Annotated in this window: 16 protein-coding genes and 1 pseudogene; 10 read left to right on the forward strand and 7 right to left on the reverse strand. The window is 56.1% G+C overall.

Features of this window, described 5'->3' with window-relative positions; genetic code table 11:
- Positions 1–9: 9 nt before the first annotated feature.
- The 3 genes from rpmG to radC form a co-directional block, all read right to left on the reverse strand.
- A complete protein-coding gene (rpmG, locus tag HMPREF3143_RS16040; protein WP_003024094.1) occupies positions 10–177 on the reverse strand; it encodes a 50S ribosomal protein L33 in 168 nt (55 codons plus the stop codon).
- Positions 178–199: 22 nt separating this feature from the next.
- Positions 200–436 carry a 50S ribosomal protein L28 gene (gene rpmB / locus HMPREF3143_RS16045; RefSeq protein ID WP_002436699.1) on the reverse strand — a complete coding sequence of 79 codons (237 nt, stop codon included), beginning with the start codon at positions 434–436 and terminating at the stop codon, positions 200–202.
- A 218-nt stretch (positions 437–654) separates the two neighbouring features.
- Positions 655–1,323 (reverse strand): RadC family protein, encoded by a 669-nt coding sequence (radC, locus tag HMPREF3143_RS16050; protein WP_008502693.1) that lies wholly within the window; start codon positions 1,321–1,323, stop codon positions 655–657.
- A 172-nt stretch (positions 1,324–1,495) separates the two neighbouring features.
- Here radC and coaBC point away from each other — a divergent pair, with 172 nt between their 5' ends.
- The 3 genes from coaBC (at position 1,496) to slmA (ending at position 3,860) form a co-directional block, all read left to right on the forward strand.
- Complete coding sequence (coaBC, locus tag HMPREF3143_RS16055) at positions 1,496–2,707, forward strand: bifunctional phosphopantothenoylcysteine decarboxylase/phosphopantothenate--cysteine ligase CoaBC (RefSeq protein WP_139145874.1); 1,212 nt, start codon at positions 1,496–1,498, stop codon at positions 2,705–2,707.
- Positions 2,685–3,143 (forward strand): dUTP diphosphatase, encoded by a 459-nt coding sequence (gene dut, locus HMPREF3143_RS16060; protein WP_008502691.1) that lies wholly within the window; start codon positions 2,685–2,687, stop codon positions 3,141–3,143. Before coaBC ends, dut begins: the two co-directional genes overlap by 23 nt.
- Before the next feature lie 120 nt (positions 3,144–3,263).
- On the forward strand, positions 3,264–3,860 hold the full coding sequence (gene slmA / locus HMPREF3143_RS16065; RefSeq protein ID WP_008502690.1) for a nucleoid occlusion factor SlmA: 597 nt from the start codon (positions 3,264–3,266) through the stop codon (positions 3,858–3,860).
- Between the two features lie 82 nt (positions 3,861–3,942).
- Here the strand turns inward: slmA and pyrE are convergent, their stop codons facing one another.
- Both pyrE and rph read right to left on the reverse strand, forming a co-directional pair.
- A complete protein-coding gene (gene pyrE, locus HMPREF3143_RS16070; RefSeq protein WP_045406921.1) occupies positions 3,943–4,584 on the reverse strand; it encodes an orotate phosphoribosyltransferase in 642 nt (213 codons plus the stop codon).
- 67 nt (positions 4,585–4,651) lie between these two features.
- Positions 4,652–5,368, reverse strand: a complete 717-nt coding sequence (rph, locus tag HMPREF3143_RS16075) for a ribonuclease PH (RefSeq protein WP_006812424.1) — start codon at positions 5,366–5,368, stop codon at positions 4,652–4,654.
- 125 nt (positions 5,369–5,493) lie between these two features.
- Between rph and HMPREF3143_RS16080 the strand changes: the two genes are divergently transcribed.
- Together HMPREF3143_RS16080 and HMPREF3143_RS16085 are read left to right on the forward strand one after the other, a co-directional pair.
- Positions 5,494–6,357 (forward strand): YicC/YloC family endoribonuclease, encoded by an 864-nt coding sequence (locus tag HMPREF3143_RS16080; protein ID WP_008502687.1) that lies wholly within the window; start codon positions 5,494–5,496, stop codon positions 6,355–6,357.
- Between the two features lie 206 nt (positions 6,358–6,563).
- On the forward strand, positions 6,564–7,181 hold the full coding sequence (locus HMPREF3143_RS16085) for a trimeric intracellular cation channel family protein (RefSeq protein ID WP_023345196.1): 618 nt from the start codon (positions 6,564–6,566) through the stop codon (positions 7,179–7,181).
- A gap of 2 nt (positions 7,182–7,183) precedes the next feature.
- Here HMPREF3143_RS16085 and ligB read toward each other — a convergent pair whose 3' ends face one another.
- Positions 7,184–8,854 carry an NAD-dependent DNA ligase LigB gene (ligB, locus tag HMPREF3143_RS16090; RefSeq protein ID WP_070533623.1) on the reverse strand — a complete coding sequence of 557 codons (1,671 nt, stop codon included), beginning with the start codon at positions 8,852–8,854 and terminating at the stop codon, positions 7,184–7,186.
- Positions 8,855–9,105: 251 nt separating this feature from the next.
- On the opposite strand from ligB, the gene gmk reads away from it, so the two are divergent.
- From gmk to recG, 5 genes and pseudogenes are all read left to right on the forward strand, one after another.
- Positions 9,106–9,729, forward strand: a complete 624-nt coding sequence (gene gmk / locus HMPREF3143_RS16095) for a guanylate kinase (protein WP_008502674.1) — start codon at positions 9,106–9,108, stop codon at positions 9,727–9,729.
- Positions 9,730–9,783: 54 nt separating this feature from the next.
- Positions 9,784–10,059, forward strand: a complete 276-nt coding sequence (gene rpoZ, locus HMPREF3143_RS16100; protein ID WP_000135058.1) for a DNA-directed RNA polymerase subunit omega — start codon at positions 9,784–9,786, stop codon at positions 10,057–10,059.
- Between the two features lie 19 nt (positions 10,060–10,078).
- Positions 10,079–12,193, forward strand: coding sequence for a bifunctional GTP diphosphokinase/guanosine-3',5'-bis pyrophosphate 3'-pyrophosphohydrolase (spoT, locus tag HMPREF3143_RS16105; RefSeq protein ID WP_008502673.1), 2,115 nt, complete (start codon positions 10,079–10,081; stop codon positions 12,191–12,193).
- Positions 12,194–12,197: 4 nt separating this feature from the next.
- A complete protein-coding gene (trmH, locus tag HMPREF3143_RS16110; protein WP_021242410.1) occupies positions 12,198–12,887 on the forward strand; it encodes a tRNA (guanosine(18)-2'-O)-methyltransferase TrmH in 690 nt (229 codons plus the stop codon).
- A 3-nt stretch (positions 12,888–12,890) separates the two neighbouring features.
- Positions 12,891–14,972, forward strand: a pseudogene (recG, locus tag HMPREF3143_RS16115) (ATP-dependent DNA helicase RecG).
- 2 nt (positions 14,973–14,974) lie between these two features.
- Here the strand turns inward: recG and gltS are convergent.
- Positions 14,975–16,177, reverse strand: coding sequence for a sodium/glutamate symporter (gene gltS / locus HMPREF3143_RS16120; protein ID WP_023293746.1), 1,203 nt, complete (start codon positions 16,175–16,177; stop codon positions 14,975–14,977).
- Between the last annotated feature and the right edge of the window lie 141 nt (positions 16,178–16,318).

Consider the following 16,318-nt stretch of genomic DNA (forward strand, 5'->3'; position numbering starts at 1 on the left):
AGACTAAAATTATTTGATTTTAGCTTCTTTGTACAGTACGTGCTGGCGTACAACTGGATCGAATTTTTTCAGTTCCAGTTTTTCCGGCTTAGTACGTTTGTTCTTCGTGGTGGTGTAGAAGTGACCTGTACCAGCAGAAGAAACCAGCTTGATTTTCTCGCGAATACCTTTAGCCATGATTTATTTCCTCTTTAAGTACTTAGTACTTTTCGCCACGGGCACGCAGTTCAGACAGAACTGTATCGATGCCTTTCTTATCGATTACACGCATACCTTTAGCAGATACGCGCAGGGTGACAAAACGCTTCTCGCTCTCAACCCAGAAACGGTGAGAGTGCAGGTTCGGCAGGAAACGGCGTTTAGTCGCGTTCAGTGCGTGGGAACGGTTGTTACCGGTCACCGGACGCTTGCCAGTAACTTGGCAGACTCGGGACATGTCTATTCTCCAAAAATCAAATTAGCTCGAGCTTCGTATGGGGTATCGGCGCCTCGTCAGGCTTTACAGCCCGGTCATCGCATAGTTCTAAGTGAACTCTCGATTGCCAGGCCCAAATGCCAAACCCGAGATTCTCAAAGGTGGCGTAGTATACGCTGACTCGGCGGTGTGCTCAAGTCCCGAACAGACAAAGATCCCGATGGATCGCGAGAAATAGCCTAAATCCAGCCATGTTCTGCAAAAGAAATGTACTCTCCGCGGCCAATTATCAGATGGTCCAGCACACGAATGTCCATGAATTGACAGCATTTGATAATGCGCTCGGTGATTTCTTTGTCCGCTCTGCTCGGTTCTGCACAGCCTGAGGGGTGATTATGCGCGAGGATCACGCCCGCTGCATTCACTTTTATCGCTTCCCGCACAATTTCTCGCGGATGCACCTCAACGTGGCTTAACGTGCCGGCAAAGAGGCAGCTATGTTTCAGTACCCGGTTTCTGTTATCGACAAAGATCACCATAAAGATCTCGCGCTCGATATCGGTTAACTGACTTTGCAGGTATTCACGCGTCATCGCTGGCGTCAGGATCGGATCGTCCTTCTCCATGCGGACATTGTAAAAACGGCGGGCAAGTTCAGCAATGGCCCGCAACTGGGCATATTTCGCCACACCGATCCCTTCTACGTGCTTAAACTGCGCCAGTTCGGCGGTCAGCAAACCGTGCAGAGAACCGAAATGTACGATCAGCTCTTTTGCCAGCGTAAATACCGTTTTACCGGGCGTTCCGGTACGTAAAAAGAGCGCCAGCAGTTCATCATCTTTTAACAGGGTGACGTCATAGCGCAGCAGTTTTTCGCGCGGCAGCAGCGGCTCATCCTCTTCTTCCATGCTCTTTCTCCCTTTTTTAACCGCATGCTGCCACAGGCCTGTCAGGCACTCGACGACCACGTTGCGTTCTTGCGTAGCGCCTCGCAAAGTGGTCGAAGGACAAAATCACCCCGTTTTGGGGATTGTGATAAAATGCCCGCTCTCTGGTGAACCCCAACAGGAAAGAATCATGATGAGCCTGGCCGGTAAAAAAATCGTTCTTGGCGTGAGCGGCGGTATTGCTGCCTACAAAGCGCCGGAGCTGGTGCGTCGTCTGCGCGAGCGCGGGGCAGATGTACGGGTCGCGATAACCGAAGGCGGTAAAGCCTTTATCACTCCTCTGAGCCTGCAGGCCGTTTCAGGATACCCGGTATCTGACAGCCTGCTCGATCCGGCCGCCGAAGCCGCGATGGGCCATATTGAGCTTGGGAAATGGGCAGACCTGGTTATCCTCGCCCCCGCCACGGCTGATTTAATCGCCCGGGTAGCGGCCGGTATGGCAAACGACCTGGTCTCCACCATTTGTCTGGCCACACCTGCGCCTGTTGCCGTCGTGCCTGCCATGAACCAGCAGATGTACCGTAACGCGGCTACGCAGCACAATCTTGAGACCCTGGCCTCACGCGGCCTGCTTATCTGGGGTCCGGACAGCGGTAGCCAGGCCTGCGGCGATGTTGGCCCGGGCCGCATGCTTGAGCCGCTGACGATTGTTGATATGGCCGCAGCCCACTTTTCGCCTGTCAACGATCTGCAACATCTCAACATCATGATTACCGCGGGCCCCACGCGCGAGCCGCTGGATCCGGTGCGCTACATCACCAACCACAGTTCCGGCAAAATGGGCTTTGCGATTGCCGCTGCCGCCGCGAAGCGTGGTGCGAACGTCACGCTGGTGAGCGGCCCGGTCTCTCTGCCTACCCCTGCGTGTGTGAAGCGAATTGACGTTACCACCGCGCTGGAGATGGAAGCCGCCGTGCAGGCACATGCGCAAAGCCAGCAGATTTTTATCGGCTGTGCGGCCGTTGCAGACTATCGTGCTGAGACGATCGCCGAGGCTAAAATTAAAAAGCAAGGCGATGAATTAACACTAAAAATGGTGAAAAACCCGGACATTGTTGCCGGTGTCGCCGCATTAAAAAGCCACCGGCCATACGTTGTTGGGTTTGCCGCAGAAACGAATAATGTGGAAGAATATGCCCGGCAAAAACGTACCCGCAAAAACCTCGATTTGATTTGCGCGAACGACGTATCGCTGGCCACACAAGGATTTAACAGCGACAGCAACGCACTGCACCTTTTCTGGCAGGATGGAGATAAAGTCTTACCGCTTGAGCGCAAGGAACTCCTGGGCCAACATTTACTCGACGAGATCGTTACCCGTTATGATGAAAAAAATCGACGTTAAGATTCTGGACCCGCGTGTTGGCGAGCAATTCCCGCTGCCAACCTATGCCACCTCCGGCTCTGCCGGTCTTGACCTGCGCGCCTGTCTCGATGACGCCGTAGAACTGGCTCCGGGTGCCACGACCCTGGTTCCGACTGGCCTGGCGATTCACATTGCTGACCCGTCGCTGGCAGCGGTTATCCTGCCGCGTTCTGGCCTGGGCCATAAGCACGGCGTTGTGCTGGGTAACCTGGTGGGCCTGATCGACTCCGACTATCAGGGTCAACTGATGGTCTCCGTCTGGAACCGTGGTCAGGACAGCTTCACCATTGAACCGGGCGAGCGTATCGCACAGATGGTCTTTGTACCGGTGGTACAGGCAGAATTTAACCTGGTGGCAGACTTTGACGCCACCGACCGTGGCGAAGGCGGCTTCGGCCATTCCGGGCGCAAGTAACGGCCCGACAAACACGTATCTCACAGCGTCATAATGCAATAACAAACCGCAAACGTCCGTTTGCGGTCGCTGTGTGGATGCCAGCCTGGCAAGTGCTTATTTTCAGGGGTATTTTGTAACATGGCAGAAAAACAAACCGCGAAAAGGAATCGTCGCGAAGAAATACTTCAATCTCTGGCTCTGATGCTTGAATCCAGCGATGGCAGTCAACGCATCACCACCGCTAAACTGGCCGCCTCCGTAGGCGTGTCTGAGGCGGCGCTGTACCGTCATTTTCCGAGCAAGACCCGGATGTTCGACAGTCTGATCGAGTTTATTGAAGACAGCCTGATCACGCGCATCAACCTGATTCTGAAAGACGAAAAAGACACTACCGCGCGTCTGCGTCTGATAGTGCTGTTAATCCTGGGCTTCGGTGAACGCAATCCGGGCTTAACCCGTATCCTGACCGGCCACGCGCTGATGTTTGAGCAGGACAGACTCCAGGGCCGCATTAACCAGCTTTTCGAACGCATTGAAGCGCAGCTGCGCCAGGTGCTGCGCGAGAAGAAAATGCGTGAGGGTGAAGGATACAGCATTGATGAAACGCTGCTGGCGAGCCAGATTCTGGCGTTTTGTGAAGGGATGCTTTCCCGCTTCGTGCGCAGCGAGTTCAAATACCGTCCAACGGACGATTTTGACGCCCGCTGGCCGTTAGTGGCGGCACAATTACAGTAACGCCATCGCCGGATGGCGGCTTCGCCTTATCCGGCCTACGAACGGGTAGGCCCGGTAAGCACAACACCACCGGGCAATGCACTTAAACCCCGAACGCTTCGCGATACGCTTTTACCGCTGCCAGATGGTCCGCCATCTCAGGCTTCTCTTCCAGATACGCAATCAGATCTTTCAGGGTGATTATTGACGTCACAGTGCAGCTGTAATCCCGCTCCACTTCCTGAATGGCGGAAATTTCTCCGCGACCACGCTCCTGACGATCCAGCGAAATCAACACGCCAGCCAGCGTTGCACCGTTGGCCTGGATAATCTCCATTGATTCGCGGATTGCCGTGCCCGCGGTGATCACGTCGTCCACCAGCATGACGCGGCCCTGCAGCGCGCTGCCGACCAGATTCCCGCCTTCACCGTGGGTTTTGGCTTCTTTGCGGTTAAAGCAGTACGGCACGTCGCGATCATGATGTTCCGCCAGCGCCACCGCGGTAGTGGTCGCAATCGGAATTCCCTTATAGGCCGGGCCAAACAGCAGGTCAAAATCAATCCCGGAATCCACAAGCGCTTCGGCATAGAAACGGCCTAACAGTGCCAGATCGCGCCCGGTATTAAACAGCCCGGCGTTGAAGAAATAAGGACTTTTACGCCCGGATTTCAGCGTAAATTCGCCAAACTTAAGTACCTGCTTGTTAAGCGCAAACTCAATAAACTGGCGCTGATACGATTTCATGGATTAGCTCCTTTGGTTTTTCTGTCTTACAGGCAAAAAAAAGGCGACTCATTGGTCGCCTTTAAAATCAATTTTCTAACGCCGCTTTCTGCGTCGTGACAATGGATTCGATTCCCCCTCGGGCCAACGCCAGCAGGGAGAGAAGCTCTTCGTGGGTGAACGGCTCGCCTTCTGCCGTGCCCTGCACCTCAATGATGCGACCGTCTTCGGTCATCACCACGTTCATGTCTGTCTCTGCAGCGGAATCTTCAACGTATTCCAGATCGCAAAGCGCTTCACCGTTAACGATGCCTACGGAGACCGCCGCAACCATGCCTTTCATTGGATTGGTTTTCAGCTTACCGGCAGCAACCAGCTTGTTCAGAGCATCGGCCAGCGCTACACAGGCGCCGGTAATAGAGGCCGTACGCGTGCCACCATCGGCCTGAATCACGTCGCAGTCCAGGGTAATCGTGAATTCGCCGAGGGTTTTCAGATCAACGGCGGCGCGCAGCGCACGCGCGATCAGACGCTGAATTTCCATGGTACGACCGCCCTGCTTACCCTTCGCCGCTTCACGGGCGTTACGGGTATGGGTCGCGCGCGGCAGCATGCCGTACTCGGCGGTGATCCAGCCCTGGCCCTGACCTTTCAGGAAGCGCGGAACGCCTTCTTCGATGGATGCGGTACACAGCACTTTGGTGTCACCAAACTCAACCAGCACGGAGCCTTCAGCGTGTTTTGTATAGTTACGGGTCAGGGTGACGGGACGCACCTGATTGGCGCTACGACCTGATGGACGCATGATGGATTCTCCGGCTTGAAACGAATGTGGCTGCGCATTATACGGATAAAGGACGCTTATTCCTATCCTGAGAAGCCCCCGAAAGCTATAATCCCCCCATCTCTCCTTTAAAAACGGGAATGTCTATGATCCGCAGTATGACCGCCTACGCCCGGCGTGAAATCAAGGGTAGCTGGGGTAGCGCTACATGGGAAATGCGCTCGGTAAACCAGCGTTACCTGGAAACGTATTTCCGTATGCCGGAGCAGTTCCGCAGCCTTGAGCCTGTTGTTCGCGAGCGTATCCGTACGCGTCTGACGCGCGGTAAAGTGGAATGTAACCTGCGCTTTGAGCCTGATGCCAGCGCACAGGGCGAGCTGATCCTCAACGAAAAACTGGCGAAACAGCTCGTGAATGCGGCGAACTGGGTCAAAATGCAGAGCGATGAAGGCGAAATCAACCCGGTTGATATTCTGCGCTGGCCTGGCGTCATGGCCGCCGGCGAGCAGGATCTGGACGCGATTGCCGCTGAAATTCTGGCCGCCCTCGACGGCACGCTGGATGACTTTATCGTTGCCCGCGAAACCGAAGGTCAGGCGCTTAAAGCGATGATTGAGCAGCGCCTTGAAGGCGTGAGTGCGGAAGTGGCTAAGGTTCGCACCCATATGCCGGAAGTGCTGCAGTGGCAGCGCGAGCGCCTGGTCGCCAAACTGGAAGAGGCAGAAGTTCAGCTGGAAAACACCCGTCTGGAACAAGAGCTGGTGCTGATGGCGCAACGTATTGATGTCGCTGAAGAGCTGGACCGTCTGGAAGCGCACGTTAAAGAGACCTACAACATTCTGAAGAAAAAGGAAGCGGTAGGCCGCCGTCTGGACTTTATGATGCAGGAGTTCAACCGCGAGTCGAACACTCTTGCGTCTAAGTCGATCAATGCGGAAGTGACGAATTCAGCGATTGAGTTGAAAGTACTGATTGAGCAAATGCGCGAGCAGATACAGAATATTGAATAATGCCTTATCGGGTGGTGTCGACGGCACCACCCATTATTATTTCTAATCCATTCCGGCACCTGATTTTGCGCGTCACCGCCTTTCATCAAGCCTATTCAACATAACTTGATAAAAATTTATAGGGGAAACGGAGTCGCCTTAGAAAAACTCAATCGTGATCTTGCGCACAAATCGCTAACCTCCCCCGCGTTCACACCGGAGGAAATATGCTGCTTCACATCCTTTATCTCATTGGCATCACCGCAGAAGCCATGACCGGCGCACTTGCTGCCGGACGTCGCCGTATGGACACCTTCGGCGTGATCATTATTGCTACAGCGACCGCGCTGGGCGGCGGCTCGGTACGCGATATTCTGCTGGGACATTATCCGCTTGGCTGGGTCAAACACCCCGAGTACGTCATTATCGTGGCGACAGCTGCCGTGTTAACAACCATAGTGGCGCCCGTCATGCCCCATCTTCGCCGCCTGTTTTTAGTCCTTGACGCTTTAGGTCTGGTGGTTTTCTCGATTATCGGGGCGCAAATCGCGCTGGATATGGGGGAAGGACCTGTTATCGCTACCATTGCCGCCGTGGTCACGGGCGTATTCGGCGGTGTGCTGCGCGATATGTTCTGCAAGCGCATTCCTCTGGTCTTTCAAAAAGAGCTGTACGCCGGTATCTCTTTTGCAGCAGCGGTACTCTATATCGCTCTGCAGCATTACGTTTCGAACCATGATGTGGTGGTCATCTCGACACTGCTGTTTGGCTTTACAGCCCGCATGCTGGCGCTGCGTCTGAAGCTCGGACTGCCCGTGTTTCATTACAAACACAGCGCCCACTAGCTTCAGAACCCGTTGATGTGCTGTCCAGCGAGCCATTTCGCCAGCACATCAATCTGAGGCGAGTCCATCCAGACAACAATTTGTCGCGCCTTCCTCTCTCCCGTTCCCGGCAGGCTTTGCCAGTCCTTTGCGTTACGTTCGCTCAACGTCTGCCAGGTTACGTTCCCCATCGCCTTCAGCGAAGCCTGTGTCAGCGGAACACCCAATGCCATGAGCCAGCGAATAAATGGCTTCTCGCGCACCAGATTAAATCGATGCCAGAGCGCCCGCCCGCGCGCGGAGGAAAACCCAGGCGTAGCCTGCATTTGCGCCTGCGTTAATAACAGCCACGAAAAGAGGTGTTCAAAATGATGTGCCTGCCAGAGGGTGCGCCACCCTGACTCGCCTAATCCTTCAATATCAAGTACCTGCTTTGAGCTGAGCCAGGTCAGTCGGGCAAAGAACTGTTCCATACATTCCGGAGAAGCATAGAAACAGCTCAGCGCATGATAACGCGAGGCTGGAGGCTCGGGTTTATGTCTGTCCGTCCCGCGCCAGACCACCTTATCAAACCGGGGAATACCCTGCCCGGCCAGGCTGACCTGTATCTGATCCCCTGAGGCAATATCCAGCCTCTGCCAGCGCTCCACCGAGCCCAGACTCACCCGCCGTACCTGTTTATCGTCCAGTTGCACAGGTTCCAGTGCGGCTACAACGGACATTTTGCCCGTTCGCCCCACGGAAAAATGAATATCACTCACCTCGGCCACCTGGGCTGCAGGCGCATATTTCCACGCAACCAGCCAGTTGCCTTCGCCCGGTAACCAGCCTTCCCCTGCGGGCGCATCCTCCGAACGCACCACAATGCCATCCGTGGCAAAGGGTAATCCGGTTACGTGCCAGGCGGCGCGCTGTTTCTCGACGGCATCAACAGAATCGGCGGGTAGCGTATACCGTGCCGACAGCGTAAAACCGGCCTGAGACAGTTCAGCTAAAGATGTCTGCATATCTTTCGGCCCATCCGGCCAGGCCCAGATGAACACGCCGATCTTGCTCAAAACTGAGTTATCCTTTTGCCGCATCATCGCCCCCGCCACCTTTGCGCGAGCGTTCATCCCGCCCATCTGCCGCTGAATGTGATTGTCGCTTAGCCAGAAAAGCTCGCCCTGTAAGACGCTGTTCGCGAGCTTGCCGGTAAGCTTTTGCGGAATAGTCGGGATCAAACGCACCTTCCCGGTCCAGTCTTCCCCTTTCAGGCCATCACCACGACTGATGGCCTGGGTTAACGTTCCGTCACGATAGACCAGCGTTACCGCCACACCGTCAACTTTGGGCTGCATCCACAGATGCTGTCGCGCACGCATCCACTGTCTCAACTCCTCTTTGCTGGCCACTTTATGTACGCCCGTATGGGCAACAGGATGTTTTACGCTTCCCACCAGCGCAGGGAGTTTCTCCTCTGAAGGCTCACTGCCAAAACAGTGCTGCCACTGCATTAAGCGCCCGTTAAGCTGGTCGTAAACTTCGTCGTTGACCTCGCTCACGCCCTGCTTCCAGTAAGCGTCATCCCAGCGTTTGATTTGCGCGCTTAACGACGCCATCTCTTTCTCAGCTTTTGCCTGCGACCAGACCGGGCACACCGCCGCGCCATAGCCACTCCACAAGAGCATTAACCCGCTTATCCATCGCCACATTGCTACCCCTCCTTTGTGTTGCAGGAGGTATATCCCGATGCCAGAAACAACGCTAACGGCAACGACTCACAATGCGAGACGCTATCCGGTATTTCTTTGGGTTGCTGAAAACCACAGATAAAACCTGAAAACGGCACGCAAAATTCAATAATCCAGGGGAAAAAGTGTGACAAAGGCTACGTCACACGGCAGTGACGTGTATAATAAGCCCGTATGTAGGACTTCTTCGTTAACACATACAAAAGACTCTCATGGCTCAAGGCACGCTTTATATTGTTTCTGCCCCTAGTGGCGCGGGTAAATCCAGCCTTATTCAGGCACTGTTAAAAACCCAACCGTTGTACGACACACAGGTTTCTGTTTCTCACACCACGCGTCAACCGCGTCCGGGTGAAGTGCACGGCGAACACTATTTCTTTGTGGATCACGACGAGTTCAGAGCGATGATCGGCAGAGACGCGTTTCTTGAACATGCGGAAGTATTCGGTAATTACTACGGTACCTCGCGTGAAACCATTGAGCAGGTTCTGGCCACGGGCGTGAATGTGTTCCTGGATATCGACTGGCAGGGTGCACAGCAAATTCGCAAGAAAATGCCTGACTCGCGCAGTATCTTTATTTTACCACCATCGAAAGATGAGCTGGATCGCCGCCTGCGTGGCCGCGGTCAGGACAGCGAAGAAGTCATCGCAAAGCGTATGGAACAGGCTGTTGCAGAAATGAGCCATTACGCGGAATATGATTACCTTATTGTGAATGATGATTTTGATGCCGCACTGAGCGATCTCAAAACCATTCTTCGTGCAGAACGTCTGCGTATGAGCCGCCAGAAGCAGCGACATGACGCATTAATCACCAAACTGTTGGCAGACTGAACCCACTTTCAGTATCATGCCCAGTCATTTCTTCACCTGTGGAGCATTTTAAGTATGGCACGCGTAACTGTTCAGGACGCTGTAGAGAAAATTGGTAACCGTTTTGACCTGGTGCTGGTCGCCGCGCGTCGCGCTCGTCAGATGCAGGTAGGCGGTAAAGATCCGCTGGTACCGGAAGAAAACGATAAAACCACCGTTATTGCACTTCGCGAAATCGAAGAAGGTCTGATCAACAACCAGATCCTCGACGTGCGTGAGCGCCAGGAGCAGCAAGAGCAAGAAGCCGCAGAACTGCAGGCCGTAACCGCTATTGCTGAAGGTCGTCGTTAATTAAACCTGCGGGTCGCCCTTGTATCTGTTTGAAAGCCTGAATCAACTGATTCAAATCTACCTGCCTGAAGACCAGATTAAGCGTCTTCAGCAGGCGTATCTCGTTGCACGTGACGCTCACGAGGGCCAGACACGTTCAAGCGGTGAACCCTACATCACGCACCCGGTAGCGGTGGCCTGTATTCTGGCCGAGATGAAACTCGACTACGAAACGCTGATGGCCGCGCTGCTGCACGACGTGATTGAAGATACCCCTGCCACTTACCAGGACATGGAACAGCTGTTTGGCAAAAGCGTTGCCGAACTGGTGGAAGGGGTCTCTAAGCTTGATAAGCTGAATTTCCGCGACAAGAAAGAGGCGCAAGCCGAAAACTTCCGCAAGATGATTATGGCGATGGTGCAGGATATCCGCGTCATTCTCATCAAACTCGCTGACCGCACCCACAACATGCGCACGCTGGGCTCACTTCGCCCGGATAAACGTCGCCGCATTGCCCGTGAAACCCTCGAAATCTACAGTCCGCTGGCGCACCGTTTAGGTATTCACCACATTAAAACCGAGCTGGAAGAGCTGGGTTTTGAAGCGTTGTACCCGAATCGCTATCGCGTGATTAAAGAGGTGGTGAAAGCCGCACGCGGCAACCGTAAGGAGATGATTCAAAAGATCCTCTCTGAAATCGAAGGGCGCTTGCAGGAAGCGGGAATTCCGTGCCGCGTCAGCGGTCGCGAGAAACACCTGTACTCCATCTACTGCAAAATGGTGCTCAAAGAGCAGCGTTTTCACTCGATCATGGATATCTACGCCTTCCGCGTCATTGTCCACGACTCGGACACCTGTTATCGCGTGCTGGGGCAGATGCACAGCCTCTACAAGCCGCGTCCGGGGCGCATGAAAGATTACATCGCCATTCCAAAAGCGAACGGCTATCAATCTTTGCACACCTCGATGATCGGGCCGCACGGCGTGCCTGTTGAGGTGCAAATTCGCACCGAAGACATGGACCAGATGGCTGAGATGGGTGTTGCCGCGCACTGGGCCTATAAAGAGCACGGTGGCGAAAGCAGCACGACCGCACAAATCCGCGCCCAGCGCTGGATGCAGAGCCTGCTGGAACTTCAGCAGAGTGCGGGCAGCTCGTTTGAATTTATCGAGAGCGTGAAATCCGATCTCTTCCCGGATGAGATTTACGTTTTCACCCCCGAAGGTCGCATTGTCGAACTCCCTGCGGGTGCAACGCCGGTCGACTTCGCTTACGCCGTGCATACCGATATCGGCCATGCCTGCGTGGGCGCGCGCGTCGACAGACAGCCTTACCCGCTGTCTCAGCCGCTCGCCAGCGGCCAGACGGTGGAAATTATTACCGCGCCGGGCGCACGTCCGAACGCGGCCTGGCTGAACTTTGTCGTGAGCTCCAAAGCGCGCGCTAAAATCCGCCAGCTGCTGAAAAACCTCAAGCGTGATGATTCCGTCAGCCTGGGGCGTCGTCTGCTCAACCACGCGTTGGGCGGCAGCCGTAAGCTGGCTGAGATCCCACCGGAGCATATCCAGCGCGAGCTCGACCGTATGAAGCTCACGTCTCTTGACGATCTGCTGGCGGAAATTGGTCTGGGCAACGCCATGAGCGTCGTGGTGGCGAAAAACCTGCAGCAGGGCGAAGCAATACCTTCTGCGCCAGGCGCATCCGGCCATGCTCATCTGCCAATCAAAGGCGCGGACGGGGTGCTGATCACCTTCGCAAAATGTTGCCGTCCAATTCCAGGCGACCCGATTATTGCGCACGTCAGCCCGGGTAAAGGGCTGGTTATCCACCACGAATCCTGTCGTAACATTCGTGGCTACCAGAAAGAAGCCGAGAAGTTTATGGCGGTCGAGTGGGATAAAGAGACGGCGCAGGAATTTATCACCGAGATTAAGGTGGATATGTTCAACCATCAGGGTGCCCTGGCGAACCTGACGGCAGCGATCAACACGGCCTCTTCCAATATTCAAAGCCTGAATACGGAAGAAAAAGATGGCCGCGTGTACAGCGCCTTTATTCGTCTGACCGCCCGCGACCGCGTGCATCTGGCGAATATCATGCGCAAGATCCGCGTCATGCCGGACGTGATTAAAGTCACCCGTAACCGAAACTAGTGGTATGAATTCACAACGTTACGCGCGGATATGCGAAATGCTCGCCAGGCGTCAGCCTGACCTGACGGTCTGCATGGAGCAGGTCCATAAACCGCATAACGTCTCTGCTATCGTCCGTACCGCCGATGCCGTCGGTGTGCATGAAGTGCACGCCGTCTGGCCGGGTCACCGGATGCGCACCATGGTCTCGGCGGCGGCAGGCAGTAACAGCTGGGTTTCCGTCAAATCTCACCAGACAATTGGCGATGCCGTTTCGCACCTGAAAGGGCGCGGGATGCAGATCCTTGCCACTAACCTGTCCGCTAAAGCCGTGGATTTTCGCGAGATCGACTACACTCGCCCGACCTGCATTTTGATGGGTCAGGAGAAAACCGGGATCTCACAGGAAGCGCTGGATCTGGCGGATCGGGACATCATCATTCCAATGATCGGCATGGTCCAGTCTCTCAATGTCTCCGTGGCGTCCGCGCTCATTCTGTATGAAGCGCAGCGCCAGCGTCAGAACGCCGGCATGTACGAGCGTAGCAACAGCATGCTGCCGGAAGATGAACAGCAGCGCCTGCTGTTTGAAGGCGGTTATCCGGTGCTGGCTCGCGTTGCGAAGCAGAAAAAATTGCCTTACCCCCACGTCAACGCGCAGGGCGAAATTGAAGCCGATGCCGAGTGGTGGGCCACCATGCAGTACGCCGGGTAAGCGATGAAAGGCCGCCTGCTGGATGCTATCCCGCTCAACAGCCTGACGGGCGTGGGCGCGGCGCAAAGCAGTAAGTTGGCCAAAATTGGCCTGCACACCGTGCAGGATCTCCTGCTTCACCTCCCCCTGCGTTATGAAGACCGCACCCAGCTTTATAAGATTGGCGATCTCCTTCCCGCCATTTACGCCACCGTTGAAGGCGAAGTCCTGAACTGCAACATCACCTTCGGCGGACGCCGGATGATGACCTGCCAGATCAGCGACGGCACCGGCATTCTCACCATGCGTTTCTTCAACTTCAGCGCGGCGATGAAAAACAGCCTGGCGACAGTCCGCAGGGTGCTGGCCTAGGGCGAAGCCAAACGCGGGAAGTACGGCGCAGAGATGATCCACCCCGAGTACCGCGTGCAGGGCGATCTCAGCACGCCGGAACTGCAGGAGACACTTACCCCGGTTTACCCGACGACCGAAGGCATCAAGCAGGCGACGCTGCGTAAGCTTACCGATCAGGCGCTGGAGCTGCTGGACTCCTGCGCCATTACCGAGCTGCTGCCACCCGAGCTGGCGCAGGGCATGATGAGCCTGCCCGAGGCGCTGCGCACCCTGCACCGCCCGCCGCCCACGCTGCAGCTCAGCGACCTGGAAAGCGGCAAACACCCTGCCCAACAGCGTCTTATCCTTGAGGAATTGCTGGCGCATAACCTGAGCATGCTGGCGCTTCGCGCTGGCGCGCAGCGTTTCCACGCTCAGCCGTTAAGCCAGAATGATGCGCTCAAAGATAAGCTGCTGGCCTCTCTGCCGTTTAAACCCACCGGTGCGCAGGCGCGCGTCACCGCCGAGATTGAACGCGATATGGCGCTCGACGTGCCGATGATGCGCCTGGTACAGGGCGATGTAGGCTCCGGTAAAACGCTGGTTGCCGCCCTTGCAGCCCTGCGCGCCATTGCCCACGGTAAACAGGTCGCGTTAATGGCGCCGACCGAGCTGCTGGCGGAACAACACGCCAACAATTTCCGCGCCTGGTTCGCGCCGCTGGGGATTGAAGTAGGCTGGCTGGCAGGAAAACAAAAGGGCAAAGCGCGCCTTGCGCAGCAGGAAGCCATCGCCAGCGGGCAGGTGCAGATGATTGTCGGCACGCACGCTATCTTCCAGGAGCAGGTGCAGTTCAACGGCCTTGCGCTGGTGATTATCGATGAACAGCACCGCTTCGGCGTGCATCAGCGTCTGGCGCTGTGGGAAAAGGGACTGCAGCAGGGCTTCCACCCGCATCAGCTGATCATGACCGCCACGCCGATCCCGCGCACGCTCGCGATGACGGCTTACGCCGATCTGGATACCTCCACCATCGACGAACTCCCCCCGGGCCGTACGCCGGTCACGACGGTTGCCATTCCTGACACGCGTCGCAGCGATATCATCGACCGCGTGCGCAACGCCTGCACCCACGAAGGGCGTCAGGCCTACTGGGTTTGTACCCTGATTGAAGAGTCGGAACTGCTGGAAGCGCAGGCTGCCGAAGCCACGTGGGAAGAGTTAAAGCTCGCCCTGCCGGAGCTAAACGTGGGTCTGGTTCACGGACGCATGAAGCCCGCTGAAAAGCAGGCGGTGATGCAGTCGTTCAAACAGGGCGAGCTGCATTTGCTGGTCGCGACCACGGTCATCGAAGTGGGCGTGGATGTGCCTAACTCCAGCCTGATGATCATCGAAAACCCGGAGCGCCTTGGCCTTGCCCAGCTCCACCAGCTTCGCGGGCGCGTCGGCCGTGGCGCGGTAGCGTCCCACTGCGTTCTGCTCTACAAAGCGCCGCTCTCGAAAACCGCCCAGATGCGGTTGCAGGTGCTGCGCGACAGCAACGACGGTTTTGTGATTGCGCAAAAAGACCTGGAGATCCGCGGACCCGGTGAACTGCTGGGCACGCGTCAGACGGGGAATGCGGAATTCAAAGTCGCGGATTTGCTGCGCGATCAGGCCATGATCCCCGAGGTTCAGCGCCTCGCCCGCCACATTCATGAACGCTACCCCGAGCAGGCGGCAGCGTTAATTGAGCGCTGGATGCCGGAAACCGAACGCTATTCCAACGCCTGATTTCAGGCGAACATCGGCAGCATCAGGTACAGCTTAATCACCAGCGCGTTGACGATATCAATAAAGAACGCCCCGACCATCGGCACCACCAGAAACGCCATGTGCGATGGCCCGAAGCGTTCGGTGATCGCCTGCATGTTGGCGATAGCCGTTGGGGTTGCCCCCAGACCAAACCCGCAGTGACCCGCCGCCAGCACCGCCGCATCGTAGTTTTTGCCCATCATGCGCCAGGTGACAAACATGGCGTACAGCGCCATAAACAGGGCCTGCACCGCCAGAATCGCCACCATCGGCAGCGCCAGGGAGGCCAGCTCCCACAGCTTGAGGCTCATCAGCGCCATCGCCAGGAACAGCGAGAGGCAGACGTTGCCAAGCACCGACACCGCCCGTTCAAACACGCGGTAGAAGCCCATCAGCGCCAGGCCGTTGCTCAGGATCACCCCGATAAACAGCACGCAGACAAACGTCGGCAGCTCAAACGCGGAGCCCGCCAGCCATTGCGCAACCACTTTGCCCACGGTGAGGCAGATGGCAATCATCGCGATGGTTTCAATCAGCACCAGCGAGGTAATACTGCGCCCAACGTCAGGCTTTTCAAAGGCGGTCGGTACCAGCTCGTCGTCCGGCCTGCCGTTCGGCGTGGTGGAATGCTTCACCAGATAACGCGCCACCGGGCCGCCAATCAGGCCACCCAGCACCAGGCCAAAGGTGGCACAGGCCATTGCCACTTCCGTTGCATTTTCAAAACCGTAGCGCTCGACGAACAATTTACTCCACGCCGCCCCGGTACCGTGACCGCCTGACAGCGTAATCGACCCCGCCAGCAGTCCCATCAGCGGGTCCAGCCCCAGCAAGGTCGCCATGCCGATGCCAATCGCGTTTTGCATCAGCAGCAGCCCCACCACCACAATCAAAAATACGCCGAGCACCTTACCGCCCGCCCGCAGGCTTGCCAGGTTGGCGTTCAGGCCGATGGTGGCAAAGAAGGCCAGCATCAGCGGGTCTTTCAGGGACATGTCAAAATCGATTTCCCAGCCCATGCTTTTTTTGAGCACCAGCAGGGCCAGTGCCACCAGCAGGCCGCCAGCGACAGGTTCAGGAATGGTGTATTTTTTCAGAAGGGAAACGCTATGTACCAGCTTACGGCCAAGCAGTAACACCAGCGTTGCGGCAACAAGGGTCGACAACGTATCGAGATGAATCATAGAAGGCTCCTTTTTTGCGCGTGTTCCATACACACGCGGCGTTATCCTGGGCCGGTTTGCGCTCTTCATGAGCTTCCGGCGCAAAAAGTGTAATTTTTTTTCCTCATCGGATGTAGAAAACCTGCTCACAGCGGCAGATTT

Origin of the sequence: Enterobacter sp. HMSC16D10 (genome assembly GCF_001807145.1) — a bacterium.
Lineage (GTDB): Bacteria > Pseudomonadota > Gammaproteobacteria > Enterobacterales > Enterobacteriaceae > Enterobacter > Enterobacter roggenkampii.

Bases quoted from the DNA above. Each gene is read 5' to 3' on its own strand.
- gmk (WP_008502674.1), top strand. From the start codon at position 9,106: ATGGCTCAAGGCACGCTTTATATTGTTTCTGCCCCTAGTGGCGCGGGT.
- HMPREF3143_RS16085 (WP_023345196.1), top strand. From the start codon at position 6,564: ATGCTGCTTCACATCCTTTATCTCATTGGCATCACCGCAGAAGCCATG.
- coaBC (WP_139145874.1), top strand. From the start codon at position 1,496: ATGAGCCTGGCCGGTAAAAAAATCGTTCTTGGCGTGAGCGGCGGTATT.
- slmA (WP_008502690.1), top strand. From the start codon at position 3,264: ATGGCAGAAAAACAAACCGCGAAAAGGAATCGTCGCGAAGAAATACTT.
- pyrE (WP_045406921.1), bottom strand. From the start codon at position 4,584: ATGAAATCGTATCAGCGCCAGTTTATTGAGTTTGCGCTTAACAAGCAG.
- gltS (WP_023293746.1), bottom strand. From the start codon at position 16,177: ATGATTCATCTCGATACGTTGTCGACCCTTGTTGCCGCAACGCTGGTG.
- rpmG (WP_003024094.1), bottom strand. From the start codon at position 177: ATGGCTAAAGGTATTCGCGAGAAAATCAAGCTGGTTTCTTCTGCTGGT.
- rpoZ (WP_000135058.1), top strand. From the start codon at position 9,784: ATGGCACGCGTAACTGTTCAGGACGCTGTAGAGAAAATTGGTAACCGT.
- dut (WP_008502691.1), top strand. From the start codon at position 2,685: ATGATGAAAAAAATCGACGTTAAGATTCTGGACCCGCGTGTTGGCGAG.
- radC (WP_008502693.1), bottom strand. From the start codon at position 1,323: ATGGAAGAAGAGGATGAGCCGCTGCTGCCGCGCGAAAAACTGCTGCGC.
- rpmB (WP_002436699.1), bottom strand. From the start codon at position 436: ATGTCCCGAGTCTGCCAAGTTACTGGCAAGCGTCCGGTGACCGGTAAC.
- trmH (WP_021242410.1), top strand. From the start codon at position 12,198: ATGAATTCACAACGTTACGCGCGGATATGCGAAATGCTCGCCAGGCGT.
- ligB (WP_070533623.1), bottom strand. From the start codon at position 8,854: ATGTGGCGATGGATAAGCGGGTTAATGCTCTTGTGGAGTGGCTATGGC.
- rph (WP_006812424.1), bottom strand. From the start codon at position 5,368: ATGCGTCCATCAGGTCGTAGCGCCAATCAGGTGCGTCCCGTCACCCTG.
- HMPREF3143_RS16080 (WP_008502687.1), top strand. From the start codon at position 5,494: ATGATCCGCAGTATGACCGCCTACGCCCGGCGTGAAATCAAGGGTAGC.